The sequence below is a fragment of the Sporolituus thermophilus DSM 23256 genome (assembly GCF_900102435.1).
Taxonomy (GTDB): Bacteria; Bacillota; Negativicutes; order Sporomusales; family Thermosinaceae; genus Thermosinus; species Thermosinus thermophilus.
In genome coordinates, this window is sequence record NZ_FNBU01000014.1 from 41339 (window position 1) to 55212 (window position 13874).

15 protein-coding genes are annotated in these 13874 nt (G+C 52.7%); 4 read left to right on the forward strand and 11 right to left on the reverse strand.

Annotation, left to right across the window (positions count from 1 at the left end; translation table 11 throughout):
- The 3 genes from rsmG to BLQ99_RS09380 all read left to right on the forward strand — a co-directional run bounded on the left by rsmG (position 1) and on the right by BLQ99_RS09380 (position 3223).
- Positions 1 to 717: a 16S rRNA (guanine(527)-N(7))-methyltransferase RsmG gene (gene rsmG, locus BLQ99_RS09370; RefSeq protein WP_093690348.1), complete on the forward strand. Its 717-nt coding sequence runs from the start codon at positions 1 to 3 to the stop codon at positions 715 to 717.
- 68 nt (positions 718 to 785) lie between these two features.
- Positions 786 to 1712, forward strand: coding sequence for a nucleoid occlusion protein (gene noc / locus BLQ99_RS09375; RefSeq protein WP_093690350.1), 927 nt, complete (start codon positions 786 to 788; stop codon positions 1710 to 1712).
- Positions 1713 to 2122: 410 nt separating this feature from the next.
- The gene (locus BLQ99_RS09380) at positions 2123 to 3223 is read left to right on the forward strand and encodes an MGDG synthase family glycosyltransferase (RefSeq protein WP_093690352.1); all 1101 of its coding nucleotides are present in this window, start codon (positions 2123 to 2125) and stop codon (positions 3221 to 3223) included.
- 113 nt (positions 3224 to 3336) lie between these two features.
- Here BLQ99_RS09380 and BLQ99_RS09385 read toward each other — a convergent pair whose 3' ends face one another.
- The 10 genes from BLQ99_RS09385 to BLQ99_RS09430 form a co-directional block, all read right to left on the reverse strand.
- Positions 3337 to 4626, reverse strand: a complete 1290-nt coding sequence (locus BLQ99_RS09385) for an ammonia-forming cytochrome c nitrite reductase subunit c552 (protein WP_093690354.1) — start codon at positions 4624 to 4626, stop codon at positions 3337 to 3339.
- Positions 4619 to 5092: a cytochrome c3 family protein gene (locus BLQ99_RS09390; RefSeq protein ID WP_093690356.1), complete on the reverse strand. Its 474-nt coding sequence runs from the start codon at positions 5090 to 5092 to the stop codon at positions 4619 to 4621. Before BLQ99_RS09390 ends, BLQ99_RS09385 begins: the two co-directional genes overlap by 8 nt.
- An 87-nt stretch (positions 5093 to 5179) precedes the next feature.
- On the reverse strand, positions 5180 to 5641 hold the full coding sequence (gene ahbB, locus BLQ99_RS09395; protein WP_093690358.1) for a siroheme decarboxylase subunit beta: 462 nt from the start codon (positions 5639 to 5641) through the stop codon (positions 5180 to 5182).
- Entirely contained in the window at positions 5628 to 6125 is a 498-nt protein-coding gene (gene ahbA, locus BLQ99_RS09400) for a siroheme decarboxylase subunit alpha (protein WP_093690360.1), read from the reverse strand. Before ahbA ends, ahbB begins: the two co-directional genes overlap by 14 nt.
- 77 nt (positions 6126 to 6202) lie before the next feature.
- Entirely contained in the window at positions 6203 to 6643 is a 441-nt protein-coding gene (locus tag BLQ99_RS09405) for a radical SAM protein (RefSeq protein ID WP_093690362.1), read from the reverse strand.
- Between the two features lie 30 nt (positions 6644 to 6673).
- Positions 6674 to 8869, reverse strand: a complete 2196-nt coding sequence (gene ccsA / locus BLQ99_RS09410; RefSeq protein WP_093690364.1) for a cytochrome c biogenesis protein CcsA — start codon at positions 8867 to 8869, stop codon at positions 6674 to 6676.
- Positions 8869 to 9240: a cytochrome c maturation protein CcmE domain-containing protein gene (locus BLQ99_RS09415; protein WP_093690366.1), complete on the reverse strand. Its 372-nt coding sequence runs from the start codon at positions 9238 to 9240 to the stop codon at positions 8869 to 8871. Before BLQ99_RS09415 ends, ccsA begins: the two co-directional genes overlap by 1 nt.
- A gap of 4 nt (positions 9241 to 9244) precedes the next feature.
- Complete coding sequence (locus BLQ99_RS09420) at positions 9245 to 9904, reverse strand: cytochrome c biogenesis protein (protein WP_093690368.1); 660 nt, start codon at positions 9902 to 9904, stop codon at positions 9245 to 9247.
- 12 nt (positions 9905 to 9916) lie between these two features.
- The gene (locus tag BLQ99_RS09425) at positions 9917 to 10594 is read right to left on the reverse strand and encodes a heme exporter protein CcmB (RefSeq protein ID WP_093690370.1); all 678 of its coding nucleotides are present in this window, start codon (positions 10592 to 10594) and stop codon (positions 9917 to 9919) included.
- On the reverse strand, positions 10566 to 11192 hold the full coding sequence (locus BLQ99_RS09430) for an ABC transporter ATP-binding protein (protein ID WP_093690372.1): 627 nt from the start codon (positions 11190 to 11192) through the stop codon (positions 10566 to 10568). Before BLQ99_RS09430 ends, BLQ99_RS09425 begins: the two co-directional genes overlap by 29 nt.
- 170 nt (positions 11193 to 11362) lie before the next feature.
- Here BLQ99_RS09430 and BLQ99_RS09435 point away from each other — a divergent pair, with 170 nt between their 5' ends.
- Positions 11363 to 11596 (forward strand): chaperone NapD, encoded by a 234-nt coding sequence (locus BLQ99_RS09435; RefSeq protein ID WP_093690374.1) that lies wholly within the window; start codon positions 11363 to 11365, stop codon positions 11594 to 11596.
- Here the strand turns inward: BLQ99_RS09435 and BLQ99_RS09440 are convergent.
- Positions 11593 to 13860, reverse strand: coding sequence for a molybdopterin-dependent oxidoreductase (locus BLQ99_RS09440; RefSeq protein ID WP_093690376.1), 2268 nt, complete (start codon positions 13858 to 13860; stop codon positions 11593 to 11595). The genes BLQ99_RS09435 and BLQ99_RS09440 overlap by 4 nt on opposite strands.
- Positions 13861 to 13874 lie beyond the last annotated feature (14 nt).

The following is a 13874-nucleotide window of genomic DNA, read 5'->3' on the forward strand; positions in this document are numbered from 1 at the left end:
ATGAGCTTCGCTGAATATCTGACCGAGGCGGCCAGTAGCTACGGCCTGGTGCTGTCGCCGGCGCAGGTGGCCGCGTTTGACCGTTATTTTCACCTTCTGATCGCGTGGAACGAAAAAATGAATCTTACGGCGATCACCGACGCCCGGGAGGTGGCCGTCAAACATATGATTGATTCGCTGTCCTGTTATGATGCCGGCGTATTTGCGCCGGGATGTTCGGTTATTGATGTAGGTACCGGCGCCGGTTTTCCCGGTATTCCGCTGAAGATTTACCGTCCGGATATCAAATTGACGCTCCTTGATTCCCTAAATAAGCGCTTGCTGTTTCTGCGGGAAGTGGTGAACCAACTTGGCCTTGCCGACGTAGAGGTAGTTCACGCCCGGGCCGAAGAAGCCGGGCGGGCCAAGGGGCGGCGCGAATACTACCAGGTGGCGGTGTCGCGGGCGGTTGCCCGGCTTAATGTTTTGGCCGAACTGTGCCTGCCCTTGGTAGCGGTAGGTGGCCATTTTGTGGCCCTCAAAGGCGCCCAGTACGAGGAAGAGGCGGCCGAGGCAGGCCGGGCAATCGGGCTGCTCGGCGGGGAAATTGCCGCTGTCCGGCCAGTCAGGCTGCCGCAATTAGCGGACAAGCGGGCCGTCATTTATATTAAAAAAACGGCGTCCACGCCGCCCGCCTATCCGCGGCGCCCCGGCATGCCCGAAAAAAAGCCGCTTTAATTGGAGGAACTTTCTTCGCCGATGACGAATAGACACTAAACGGTGATTTACGGTGAGGGAGTGGACTGATGAAGACCATAGCCAGATTCTTGAGGTTAGGCGGCAATGAGCCGGAAACGGCGCAGCCGGCCAAGACGGATACACAGCCTGTCCCGCAGCAGAATCCCGCTTTGACGACCGTAACGGAAAACAGCGAAGATGATAATATATATGATGTCGTCCAGGTCGACGTGGCCGAGATTGTTCCTAATCCCTTTCAACCCCGGAAAACATTCAGCGACGAGTCGCTGCAGGAACTGGCCGCGTCAATCAAAGAGCACGGCGTCATCCAGCCGCTGCTGGTGCGGCGGGCGCCGTCCGGGTATGAACTGGTGGCCGGGGAGCGCCGGTTGCGGGCATCCAAGCTGGCCGGGCTGACGACTGTGCCGGTCATTGTCAAAGAGCTGACCGATAAAGAAATGGCCGAACTGGCCATGATTGAAAACCTACAGCGCGAAGACCTGCATTTTTTGGAGGAGGCGCTAGGTTTTCAACAGCTCATCGCTAATTTCGGCCTAACCCAGGAGGAACTGGCCAAGCGGCTTGGCAAAAACCAATCGACCATCGCCAATAAGCTGCGGCTATTGCGTCTTGCGCCCGAAGTGCAGGCGGTAATTGTCGCCGAAAATCTGACGGAGCGCCATGCGCGGGCCCTCCTCAAACTAGACGATCCTGCCCTGCAGATGCAAGTTCTTGACGCTGTTCGTCAAAAAGGGCTCAATGTGCGGCAGACCGAGGAATTTATCGAGGAAATCCTTGACGATATTTCCCGGGAAATGGCGAAAAAAGCGCCAAAGCAAAATGTTGTCAAGGTTATTAAAGATGTACGCATTTTTCTTAATACCATCAATAACGTTGTCAATGAACTGAAGAAAACGGGCTTGCCGGTCAAGATCAGCCAGAGCCAGGATGACGATTTTATTACGATAAATCTGCGCATTCCGAAAAGAAAATAACTGCTGGTATTTTCTCAATGGCAGTCTGGGGCACAGTAAAGCTTCTTCCGTGGGGAAGAGGCTTTTTTTGCGGTTTGATACGCGGAGAGGATCATAACAAAAATGTCATTACAAAACATGATACTATCGAAGTCTAACCACGGAGGACACAGAGCGCGTGATATCCATCACGCGAAGAATATCATATAAATCAATTTTCTCCGCGTCCTACTCTAAAAGATATAACCACGAAGGACGCAAAGATGTTCATGACATAAATGTCACCACAAAGCAACGGAAAGCAAGACGTTTCGCCACTCTCCACTTTCTACTTTCCAATTGCCATTTTCCAGGTAGATATGATATGTTTTAGGGTCCGGTTTTTTTCCTGCCAATGACGGAGATAATACGAACAGAGAGGGGGGTGGGCTATGACAAACACCTATCGTATTCTTATCATTTCCGCTTCGGTGGGCAGCGGCCACCACCAGGCGGCGCAGGCGCTGCGCCAGGCTTTGCTTAGCCGCTGCTGCCGGGTGGATGTTGTTGACTTTTTTGGCGGTGAGCACCGCTATGCCGGCAAACTGATAAAGGCGGCCTATTTTCGCCTGCTCCGCCTGTTTCCGGAAATATATGATTATCTCTATCATTACACCGATGCGTCGCGGTACGGCGAAAGTATCAAAGGACTCTTGGACCGCTTGTCGCGCCGCTATATCCGCAGGCTTATCCGTCGGTACCGGCCGGATGTCCTTGTCTTTACCCATCCTTTTCCTTGTGGCGCAGCAGCCGGTTTGAAACGGGCCGACCTGATCAATGTGCCGCTGGTGGCCGTTGTTACCGATTTTGCTGTCCATCGCCTATGGGAATATCCCGAGGTTGACGATTATTGTGTGGCCAGCGACGGACTGGTGAGCCATCTTGTCCGCAAAGGGTATGACCTAAGCCGCGTTCACGGCGTCGGCGTTCCTATCCGGCCGGTTTTTGCCGAGCTGGACGGCACGGCGCGGCGGCCGGGGCATGTGCTGGTCATGGGCGGCGGGGTGGGACTGGGGCCGGCACAGGAAGTGGTTCAGGCCCTGATGGATGCCAAGGGCGTCACCGCCATCCATGTGGTGTGCGGGAAAAATGTCCGCCTGTACCGGTCGTTGCAGGCAATGGTTAGTACTAACCCTCGTCTTCATCTGTATCAATATACCAGTCTGGTACCGCAATTGATGGCCGCCGCTGAAGTTCTCATTACCAAGCCAGGGGGACTTACGGCCAGCGAAGCACTGGCGGCCGGCCTGCCAATGGTGCTGGTCGATGCCATTGGTGGCCAGGAAGAGGATAACGCCCGGTTTCTCACCGCCACTGGCGCCGCGCTGTGGGCTCACGATGCCGAGACCGCCGCGCGCTGTACCGAAACCATTCTGAATGACAGCATGTGCCGCGCCAAGATGCAGGAGAGCTGCCGGCGGCTGGCGCGGCCCCAGGCCGCAAGGGCAGTGGCCGAAATCGTCATTCAGGCGGCGCAAAGGAAAGGTAAATGATTGTTTGTTAATGAAGCGGATGTTATGGTGACGGGCGTTTTTGATACCAAGTAATGGATTGAACAAGGAAAAACCCTGCCTGGTTAAACCTAACCATGCAGGGTTTCTCTTTTTTACAGTATTCCTACTCCAGCGGCTTTGTTAGCAGCTTCAATGGCTTTATAGCTCATTTCAATAGCCTGGCCGCAGGTATTGAGGACTTGGTCGGGATTATGGAATCCCATGCTGTTTTCGGCAGCCACAAAATCCCAGTACCATTGGGCTTTGCGCACAAGCTCGCGGGCCTTAGCCAGTTCGGCCTGATCAACGTTCGGAACTTCGCCAGCTTTCTTGATTGCCTCGTGAGCCTTCGCTACCGCCAGCCCGGCAGAGTGCTGCAGTTGCCAGCTGTGATTCTGGATCGTCTGTACCTGCTCCTTAAGCCATGCCGTCCCCTGATCGTGGCAGGTAGAGCAGGAAGCATCGAGGTGCTTAAGCGGACTGGTCACCCAGTGAGAGGTGTATTTTTGGCCGTCTTGGCGCATATACGGCATATGGCAGTCGGCGCAGGAAACGCCGGCTTTGCCGTGCACGCCGGTCGACCAGGTTTCAAAGTCCGGATGCTGGGCTTTCAGCATTGCCGCCTTGGAATCGGGATGTTGCCAGTCCTGAATAAAGTTGCTGGGTTTTTCGGCGTAGTATTCATACATCTGATCAGGCTTGAGCCCTTTATCCCACGGGAATACGACCTTGGTTGTGCCAGGTTCAAAGTAGTACTCAACATGGCATTGGGCGCAAACATAACTGCGCATTTCTTCCCGCGTGGCCTTGCTGACGTCGATGCCGCGGCGCTGCTGCGCTTCAATAAATGCGGGGTTGATAACCCTAAGATTCATTGTCGCCGGGTCGTGGCAGTTGGCGCAGCTAATCGAACCGTGATTAGGCGTCTTGGCCAGGAGCTCGGCCAGAGGGGTCTTGGCATATCCCCAGCCCGCTTCCTGATAAAACTTTTCGAGATAGGGCGTTTTACAGGTAATGCAGGCGCCCGGAGACTTGGCATTGATCCGTTTGGTTTCCCGGAGGTCTTCAAGGGAATAAATGTGGCCGCGGTCTTCCGTGTAGTCGATGCTGAACGGCATGCCTTTGAAGTTAGTGAGAATTTCCGGCTGACGCTCAGAATTTTGGACTTTTGCGCTACCGCCAAAACCGCCCGGTGAGGGCGCCATTTCAGCATTCTTTTTAAAGCTTGCATACTGTAAGGGATAATACTGCCCCCACACCGCCGGGTCATATTCCCCTGCCGGAATTTTATTCAACTTGACGGTGGAGGTGGGCTTGGCAACCCCGACGCGGATAATAACAAACCCAAAGAACAGCAGCAGCGCACTTAACAAAGCAACCAAAGCCTTTTGCGTTTTATTCAACCTTTATCCCTCCTTTGCTTTTGTTAGCGCCGTGGACCAAGCCACGATGGCATTTGGTGCAGTCCTGCCCACCGGCCAGCATCTTGGTGTTCTCCACCGTTGAGCGGTGGCAGCGGAGACAGTTGTCTGCCAAATATTGCTTTCCTTGGGTCGTTATCTTAATTGTTGCCGGGTAATCTCGTATTGTTTCATGATACACATCGTTAATACCGGTCCGCATTTTGGCGATCAATTTCGTCGCCACATTACTGTTTGGCAGATGGCAGTCAGTGCAGGCGATTTGTTTATGGTTTGACGCCTGCCAGCTGGAGTAGGCATACTCCATGGAATGGCAAGTACCGCAGAAGGACGGTGTTTCCGCGTATGCATAACCTCCGGCTGTCACGGCCATCACCAAAACCGCAATGGCAAAACCTATGGCAATCAGCTTAAGCGCATTACGGTTTAAGAATTGACCAGTATCCAAACTATCCCTCCTCTCCTTTTTTATTGGGCATAACTATGCAGTCCCGGCAGCAGGACCCGACCCCAAAGCAAAGAATAAAAAAGTAAGTCAGAAATAGCGCATGCTCGTTTTTTTAAGTTCTTTAGTGCTGTAAAATACCTGGTAATGGGAAATACCGCTCATCTGGCTCATTAAACAGATATGAGCTTCGCATTCTTCCCTCGACATGGCATGAACCATGGTATAAAGGTTGAAAGGCCAATCCCGGCAAGTATGCCGTTCATAGCAGTGCGTTACTACCGGCAGACCAGCAAACATTTCGCCCACTTCCGCCACTCTCTCGGCGGGGACCATCCAGACGCATAAGGCATTCGCTTTGTATCCGACGCGCCTGTGACGCAGAATCGCGCCGATTTTGCGGATAATGCCCCGCTGCAGCATGCTGCGCACCCTGTCGAGCAACTCCTGCTCAGAAATACCGACTTTGCTTGCCACTAAGCTGTACGGGCGAGCGGTAACAGGAAGATCGTTCTGAAGCTCCCGGATTATCTTGCGCTCAAGGTCGGTCATAATTGCACCCCGCAACTAACGGAAATTTGACGCTAACTTTAAATACTCGCTTGGCGGGTAACCGGATCATGGCTTCAACTCCGCATGTGCTGCCGATAGTATTTAAAATAGTGTCCAAACTATCTTGATCAGGTGCGATCGCGGTAAACCACATATTGTACTCGCCCTCGCGCAAATAGTTGTGAGTTACGCCTGGGAAGCTGTTAACTACCCTTGCGACGTCAGGGATATAGTTTGACGCTACCTTAAGCGCCACCAACACGCTGGAATAACCCACCTGCCTGCTGTTTATGCTTGCCCCCAGGCGCCGGATCAGACCTTTGGCAAATAATTGTTTTACCCGGGCAAGAACTGTTTCTTCAGTTACTTGCAGCCTGTCGGCAATCTCCTTATACGGTCTTGGCGCCAGCGGGAAATCGTACTGGAGAATGTGCAGCAGCTTACATTCAAATTCATTCAGTTCCACAGTTTTTTCAGCGCCCATACGCACACCACGGCTCCTCTGCCATGTAATCACCGTAGGAGTAGTAGTAAGCTCGCGCCCTGCATCCACCGCAAACTTCAGCAAATTTGCTCTGGATTATAATCACCCTTTTCCCTCCTTCCAGTCGGCAAGGTAGCAAGCCGGGTCCTCGCCCCAAATGTCGCCGGATATTGCTTCTGCGCGTAGGCGCCAAGTTCAAACAAGTCGGGGCGGACGAGAGGCTCCCCGCCGGAGAAAAGCAGAACGGGAACTTTCATTTGGGCCAAATCGTTCAATAAAATATTTCGCTTCCGCAGTAGACAGTTCGCCGGCATACGCCCGGTCGTCCGGTCGTGAGCGTCGATGTAGCAATGGCGGCAGGACAGATTGCACCGGTTAGTGCTGTTCCAGACGACAATAGGCGTAGCATCTGAGGAAAACTGCAGCATGTGCGGGGGTAAATTGCGAGAGTCGCGTCCGTATTTTACAATAGCTGATACCGTTGCCGTGCCGCACAAAAGTTTGGTGCAACCTATCATTTCCTGATCTCTCCCTTAATTTAAGCATTTTTAACGAACGGCAAGATTGGGTCCGGACGGGTCGGCTTCTCGTTGGGGAATGATATGCCTGGCACGGTTCCAACCGGCCCAAAGCGTTCCAAAAGCGATAACGGCTGCTCCCAGCCAAACCAGATTTATTAGCGGTTTATGGCTGATTTCCACGGTAATTGCATCGGGCTTGGCCGCGGCCGCAAGGTTTCGCACTGCCACCCGGATCTTTCCTTCAGCCGTGTTCACGGCATAGAGAGCGAGTTCGTAGTCGCCAAAGGCTTTGGCCGGCAAGGGCTTAAACTGGCCATTGACGTAAGCGAGTTCGGGTTTTACTTCTTCGGTACGGCCTTCCTTTGCTACTTCCAGCAGGGCATAAACCCGCATTGTTTGCGCGTCATGGCCGGTCATGCCGAAACGGCTGAATTTTATCGTTAGCCCTTCTTCGCTTTTCTCTTCCCCTTTGGCGAGGGTAATTTCCTTGCCGTCAACACGTTCGTCTTTCATTACTGGCGCAAAATACAAATCGGCGCCCAATTCCCGGTGAATGCCAGGTTCCCGGACGGCAGGCCTGCCTTCCCAGTTTAATTTGGTCAATACCCGCACCATGTCCTGAGTTTCAAGCTGAAAGCTTTGAAAAAAGCCTTTTCCGTCAGCGGCAGGCTCAATCCCGGCATAGGTAATTTTCTTGCCAAAAACAGAATGGGTTTGTCCCGGCGCAAAGTCTAATACTTCTGTCCGGCTATGCGTGGAAGAAGCAATAATCCCGATAATCATCACGGCAACCCCGGCGTGAGTAATAGCACCGGCCCAGGTCAACCCTCTTCTGTTGCCGCCAAGATTGATTAAAAGGGCGGTGAGGGCTAGACTCAGCACAGTCATAATAATAACGTCGCGGATTCCGAACCATATGCTAAGTAGTAGTCCGGCAAGACCAATCGCTAGAAGCCACCAATATTTTTTTAAAAGACTGGTGCGGTTTTCCCCCCAGGCTACTAAAGGAGCAATCGTCAAAAACAGGAGAAGCAGAGCGGCGAGCGGCAGCGACGAGGTGTTGTAGAAAGCGGCGCTGACGTTCTGCGGGTTGCCGAGCAGCATTGTGATGAGCGGCGTCGACATGCCGACAAGCACCAGCGCGGCGAGGGCGGCGAGGGTTAACGCTCCGGCGGCCATCATAAACTCGCGGCTTTTTACCGCCGGGTAAATATCGCCCGCGGGCAGGCCAGGCCAGCGAATGATCAGGAGCACCAGCGCGGCGGCGGTTACGAGCATGACCATCCCGGCAAGGAGGCCGCCGACCCCCTCGTCAGTAAAAGAGTGGGTGGAAAAATCGCTTAAGATGCCGCTGCGCGTCAAAAAGGTGCCGTAGAGAACAAGAACAAAGGTGAAAACCGACGCCAGGCAAGACGGTTTGACTGCTGCCGGCCGGACTTTGGCGATTAACAGGAAATGGACAAGCGCGCCAGCGGTCAGCCACGGAACCAGGGATGAGTTTTCAACCGGGTCCCATGCCCAGTATCCGCCCCAGCCCAATACCTTATAAGCCCAAAAACCGCCGATAAAGATCCCCGCTCCTAAAACCGACCAGGCAAACAATGTCCAGGGCAGGGCCTGCTCAATCCAGCGCCGGTGTTCATTGGCTAACAGTCCCCCCATGGCATAGGCGAAGGGAATAGTAAGCCCGGCATATCCCAAGAAAATTAGCGGCGGGTGAATCGCCATCCACGGGTCCTGCAACAGGGGGTTTAGACCTGCGCCGTCGGCTCTTGGTTCGACCAGCATCATGAAAGGGTTCTTGGCAAGCAAAATGGTCAGCAACACCAGCTGGACAAGGCCGTATGCGGCCATCGTCCCCGCCGCAACTGCTTGCTGCCGGGACAGAATTATACCGAACAGCGCGTGGAATACCAGCCACAACAGGAATGAACCTTCCTGTCCCGCCCAGAAGGCGGATATTTTATAAGCAAGAGGGAGGTCTTTGGCCGAATAGCTAAAAACGTACGCATACTGGAACTGGTTGGACAAAATCAGGATCAGCAGGTAAATCGCCGCTATGCCGATAAAAACTGCCGAGACGAGATAATAAAGCGCGCAGTTGCCACGCGGTCCGACTTTGCCCGTGGGCCTGTTAACCTGGGCAAAGTGCGCGTTAAAGTAGGAGAAAACGGAGATGCCTGTTGCAATTAAGGCAAGGAATAAGGCGGCAAAGCCAACCATTATTTTTTCACGCTCCCTTGGTATTTGGAAGGACATTTTACGAGCAGTTTCTCCGCCTGAAATTGTCCGTCGCTGTATTTTCCCACGGCAACGATGCTGCTTGCCTGCTCGAGGCCGTCAGGCTTAACCCCGTTGTAAGTAACTATTGCTTCTTCACCGGCTTCATCGCGTAGGACAAATTGAACTTTTCTTCCGTCTGTGGACACCGCAATTTTGTCATTTACAAGCACGCCCCGGACTTGTACGCTGCCTTTAGCGGCCTTGGCCTGGGCAAAAGTTACATAAGGGGTAAGCGAGTTGCTAAAAGTAATGGCGCTATAGGCAATAAAAATAACTATAGCCGCGATCCCAAGCAAGTGACGCCGTTTCATACCGCTACTCAGCTCCTTTCATGCCTAATCTTTGCATTATCTTGTGGTCCTTTTGCCTGATGCTGTAAGCCAGCAGCCGCCAAAAAATCCCGGTGCAGGCGATGGCAGCGGCCAGAAGAACATAGAGCATGACGGAATCCATGTGGATCTTACCGGCACTGTTAATCACTGGTTCCGGATGAAGCGAAAAGTAGTAGCGGGGAATGATGAAAACGAGAAACGGTACTGTTAGCGAGGAAAACAGCGCGTATACCGAGGAAATTTTCGCCCGCTGCTCTTCGTCTTCGATAGTCGAGCGAAGCACAAGGTAGGCGCCGTAAATTAACAGGAGGACAAAAATCGTTGTTTGCCGTGGATCCCAGTTCCAATAAGCGCCCCAGGTGAGTTTGGCAAAAACCGCCCCGCTTATTGTGGCCAGCAGGCAGAAGACAAGGCCGAGAACGGCTGAGGCTGAGCTTTTCCGGTCAAAAGCGATGTCGCGTGTCCGGAGATATTGGACTGCCCACCACGCGGCAAGCAAAAAGGCAAGTACCGAAACCCAGGCCATAGGGATATGGAAAAAAGCGATGCGTACAAGATTGCCAAGCCCTTCGGCCGGAGGGACGATGAAGAAGACGGCTAAGACAACGCCAGTGGTCCAAATTGCCAATACATACGTCCACATATGTATCCTCCTCTAATCGTTCCATAGATAATCAAACAATATGGATGCGGCAATAATGACGGTCGCGTCATATCCGGCCATAAAAACAAGCTGGTTCCAGACAGGCAAAGCACCGGAAAAAACTTTTTCCGTCGTTTGAATGGCCGTCAAAAATTGTGGAAGCAGGAGCGGAAAGGAGAGTACGGTAAACAGGGATCCTTTCCCCTCGGTATGGGCCACCATCGCTGCCGTCAATGTAGCGACAGCAGCGATGCCAATATCGCCCAGGAGCAGGATGCCGCACAGGCTTTGCCAGCTGAAGGCTTCGACATTGAAAAAAATGATAAACAAGGGGGCAATCAGCAGCGTTAAACCAGTTAAGAGAATAATGTTAAAAATAAGTTTGCCAAATAAGACGGCCTGAGGCTTGGCAAACATTCGCAGCGTGAACAGAGTTCCTGCCTCTTGCTCCTGAACAAAAACCCGGCACAGACCGGCCATGGCCGAAAAAAATATTATCACCCAAAGCAGGGCGGCAAGTAGCGTCGGCGATAGCCCGATGCCGCCTACAGTCATGCTAATGCTGGCGAGGGTAACAAGCGCAAACATGCTCAATACGCCGGCGGCGTAACGGGAGCGAAACTCACTGACCGCGTCCTTGGCAATAATCGCAGCTACCGATCTAACCCAAGCTGATGGCTGCTTCTGCATGCCGCACCTCCATGGCTTCGTTGGTCGCAACAATAAGCGTTTTCTCCTGCGCTAGCGCTGTATGGATTAGTTCGTCAACCAAGGCCTTGCCATCGCTGTCAAGATTGGACGATGGTTCGTCGAGTAGCCAAAGACCGGGGTTTACCGCCAGCAGCAGGGCAAACTTCAGCCGTTGCTTCATCCCTGTTGAATAAGTCCCGACCAGCTTATCCCCATGACTAGCCAAACCTACCATACCGCATAATCGCCGGGCTTGGGCCTCACCGCAGGCTGCGCCGCGCGCCCCTGCCAAAAATTTAATGTTTTCACACCCTGTCAGGTTATTGTATAGAATGATTTCCGGCGATACCATCCCGATATGCTGCAGACGTTCGCCTTTTCCCAGCACCTGTCCACCCGCGGTTATCTGTACGGCGCCGGTGGTAGGGCGCATTATTCCGGCAATAATTTTCAGCAAGGTAGATTTACCGGAGCCGTTTTTGCCGGTAATGGCCAAGCACTGGCCGGGCCGGACCGCCTGGGTGATCCCGGTAAAAAGTTCCTTGTCCTTAAAACGTTTCCCCACATTAATCAGCTCTACATTCACCCTTACGTTCATTGCCATGCTCCTTCTAATTGTTTATCTGGTAAAATTCGCCAGGAATTTGCTGGAGCCCTGTAAGCCGCAATTTTGTAATACTTTCTTAATAATTCATTAATACTTCCCTTGTTGCACGCTCGCTGTGGCAGTTTTATACTTAGAGCCGTAAACGAGAGGAGGGCGAGTTGATGGCAATCGCAAGCATGATTGTACAGCCGGCTAACGATGCGGTGGACAGGGTGATAGCAGAACTGACCGATATTTCCGGCGTCACGGTCCATACTACCACCCCGAACAACCAGATCATTGTTGTTGTTGAAGCGCCGAATCTGGATGACGTGAACTTTCTTGCCAAGACCATGGAGTCAATTCCCGGAGTTGCCGGAGTTTTCCCAACCTGTGTTTATGCAGAGGATGACTAGGCTTTTTCAATTCTTACGGCGCAAATCTTATATTCAGGCTGTTTGGAAGTATCGTCGAAAGCATCAATAGTTACAAAATTGATCATCCGCGATATTTCCGTATCGTGGAAAGGAACCCAGACCATTCCGGGCCGCGGTTGACCGCGGCCGTTTATTTTGGCCTTCAGCCGGCACTGACCGCGGCGGGAGACGACTTTAACATAGTCACCGTCCTTTATGCCAAGTTTTTCAGCATCGGCAGCATTGATTTCAACATACATTTCCGGCATGGCCCGCTTAATTTCCGGTACATTCATCGTCATTGTCGTTGTATGCCAATGCTCTAAAATCCGCCCGGTGGACAAGAAGAACGGGTATTCGCTGTCAGGCATTTCCTGCGGATTGGCGTGCGGCCTGGCAAAGATGACAGCCCGGCCATCAGGTTTACCGTAGAATTTTATGCCTTCTTCCTTCTTAACGAACGGATCCCATGGCGCGGCATAGCGAATATAGGTATCGGGCCCGTTCGGATCCGGCACAGGCCAGGTCAGGCCATGCTCTTTTCGCAGCCGTGCGTACGGTGGCAGGTCCATCTTGGTTCCGATGGTCAGTTTCCGGTATTCTTCCCAGATTTCCTCATTATCCTTGTAGGCGAAAAGATTGCCGAAACCTAGCCGTTTGGCCACTTCCATCAGGTGCCACACGTCAGGTTTGGCTTCGCCTGGGGGCTCAACGGCTTTGGCAATATGCTGGGTTCGTCTTTCGCCGTTGCCGTAAATGCCTTCTTTCTCCATCCAAAGAGCGGAGGGAAGGACAACGTCGGCCAGTTCACTTGTCCGTGTGGGATGGTAAGCCTCGGAAACCACGAGGAACGTTTTTTCCATTCCTTTGCGGTAAAGTTCAAGGTTGGGAATGGACTGACCGGGATTGGTGCAGATAACCCAAAGCACCTTGAGTTTGCCGTCAGCAGCAGCTCGGAAAAGCTCGATCGTATGATACCCCGGTTTAGGGCTCATTTTTGCGGGGTCTACCCCCCAAACTTTGGCGACTTCTTCCCTGTGCTGAGGGTTGGTTACCACCCGGTGGGCAGGAAGCAAGTGCGACAAGGCGCCAACTTCGCGAATACTGCCACAGGCGCTTGGCTGACCAGTGAGTGAAAAGGGCGTATTGCCGGGCTTGCATATTTTTCCTGTAAGCAGGTGGAGGTTATGCACAAGGTTATTGGCCCAAGTGCCCCGGATTCGCTGGTTTAGCCCCATTGTCCAGAGCGACATTGTATTTTTGCCTTTGGCGCCAAAAAGGCGTGCCACTGTCCTGATTTGGTCGGCGGCAAGCCCGGTGATTTCGGCCACTTTTTCGGGCGAATAATCGGCGAGAAAGGCCTTGTATTCTTCAAAAGTAATCTTCTTCTCACCTTGCATGAAGTTGGTGTGTTTGGCTACAAAATCTTTATCGATAAGATCTTCCTCAATCAGCACATAGGCCATACTGTTTAACAGCGCTAAGTCAGTCCCCGGAATAAACTGGAGCAGGATGTCGGCAATGTCGGCAGTGCGGGTGCGGCGCGGGTCGGCGACAATCACTTTTACGTTCGGGTCGCTGTTCTTCCGGTCCACAATCCGGGAGTAAATAATGGGGTGGGCTTCGGCCATGTTAGAACCAATAATGAAAAATACATCCGCTTTTTCGATATCTGCGTATGTACCCATAGGTTCATCCTTGCCGAAAGTGCTTACGTAACCTGCAACTGCGCTGGCCATGCAGGTTCGGGGATTGCCGTCAATGTTGTTGGTGCCGATGCAGCCTTTGAAAAGCTTATTGGCTATATACGCTTCCTCGGCCGTATTTTGTCCGGACCCGTAATAGCCGACCGAATCCGGCCCATACTGAGCAATTGCCTCTTTAAATTTGGCGGCGACCAAATCAAGCGCCTCGTCCCAGCTGGCGCGGACAAACTGGCCGTTCTTTTTAATTAGAGGATGAAGCAGGCGGTCTTTTGCATCCATGATTTTTGGCAGCAGAATGCCTTTTACACACAACTTCCCTTTATTTACGGCACAGTCAGGATCCCCTTTAACCGCTACAATTTTTCCTTTGTTTACACCTGCCAGGACGCCGCAGCCAGTACCGCAATAGCGGCAAACGCCTTTCACCCATTTTTCTACATCTTGCTGGGACGTGGGGCCCTGCATTCTTGTGCCGCCGGATTCTAAAGAACAGCCAGAACTCGCAACTGCCGTGGCGACGGCGAGCGATTTCAAGAACTCCCGGCGTGAAAACTTCATCTTTTTCCCTCCTG

Excerpts from the sequence above, each read along its gene's own strand:
- rsmG (WP_093690348.1), top strand. The coding sequence starts at position 1 with ATGAGCTTCGCTGAATATCTGACCGAGGCGGCCAGTAGCTACGGCCTG.
- noc (WP_093690350.1), top strand. The coding sequence starts at position 786 with ATGAAGACCATAGCCAGATTCTTGAGGTTAGGCGGCAATGAGCCGGAA.
- BLQ99_RS09380 (WP_093690352.1), top strand. The coding sequence starts at position 2,123 with ATGACAAACACCTATCGTATTCTTATCATTTCCGCTTCGGTGGGCAGC.
- ahbB (WP_093690358.1), bottom strand. The coding sequence starts at position 5,641 with ATGACCGACCTTGAGCGCAAGATAATCCGGGAGCTTCAGAACGATCTT.
- ahbA (WP_093690360.1), bottom strand. The coding sequence starts at position 6,125 with ATGGGCGCTGAAAAAACTGTGGAACTGAATGAATTTGAATGTAAGCTG.
- BLQ99_RS09405 (WP_093690362.1), bottom strand. The coding sequence starts at position 6,643 with ATGATAGGTTGCACCAAACTTTTGTGCGGCACGGCAACGGTATCAGCT.
- ccsA (WP_093690364.1), bottom strand. The coding sequence starts at position 8,869 with ATGGTTGGCTTTGCCGCCTTATTCCTTGCCTTAATTGCAACAGGCATC.
- BLQ99_RS09415 (WP_093690366.1), bottom strand. The coding sequence starts at position 9,240 with ATGAAACGGCGTCACTTGCTTGGGATCGCGGCTATAGTTATTTTTATT.
- BLQ99_RS09420 (WP_093690368.1), bottom strand. The coding sequence starts at position 9,904 with ATGTGGACGTATGTATTGGCAATTTGGACCACTGGCGTTGTCTTAGCC.
- BLQ99_RS09425 (WP_093690370.1), bottom strand. The coding sequence starts at position 10,594 with ATGCAGAAGCAGCCATCAGCTTGGGTTAGATCGGTAGCTGCGATTATT.
- BLQ99_RS09430 (WP_093690372.1), bottom strand. The coding sequence starts at position 11,192 with ATGAACGTAAGGGTGAATGTAGAGCTGATTAATGTGGGGAAACGTTTT.
- BLQ99_RS09435 (WP_093690374.1), top strand. The coding sequence starts at position 11,363 with ATGGCAATCGCAAGCATGATTGTACAGCCGGCTAACGATGCGGTGGAC.
- BLQ99_RS09440 (WP_093690376.1), bottom strand. The coding sequence starts at position 13,860 with ATGAAGTTTTCACGCCGGGAGTTCTTGAAATCGCTCGCCGTCGCCACG.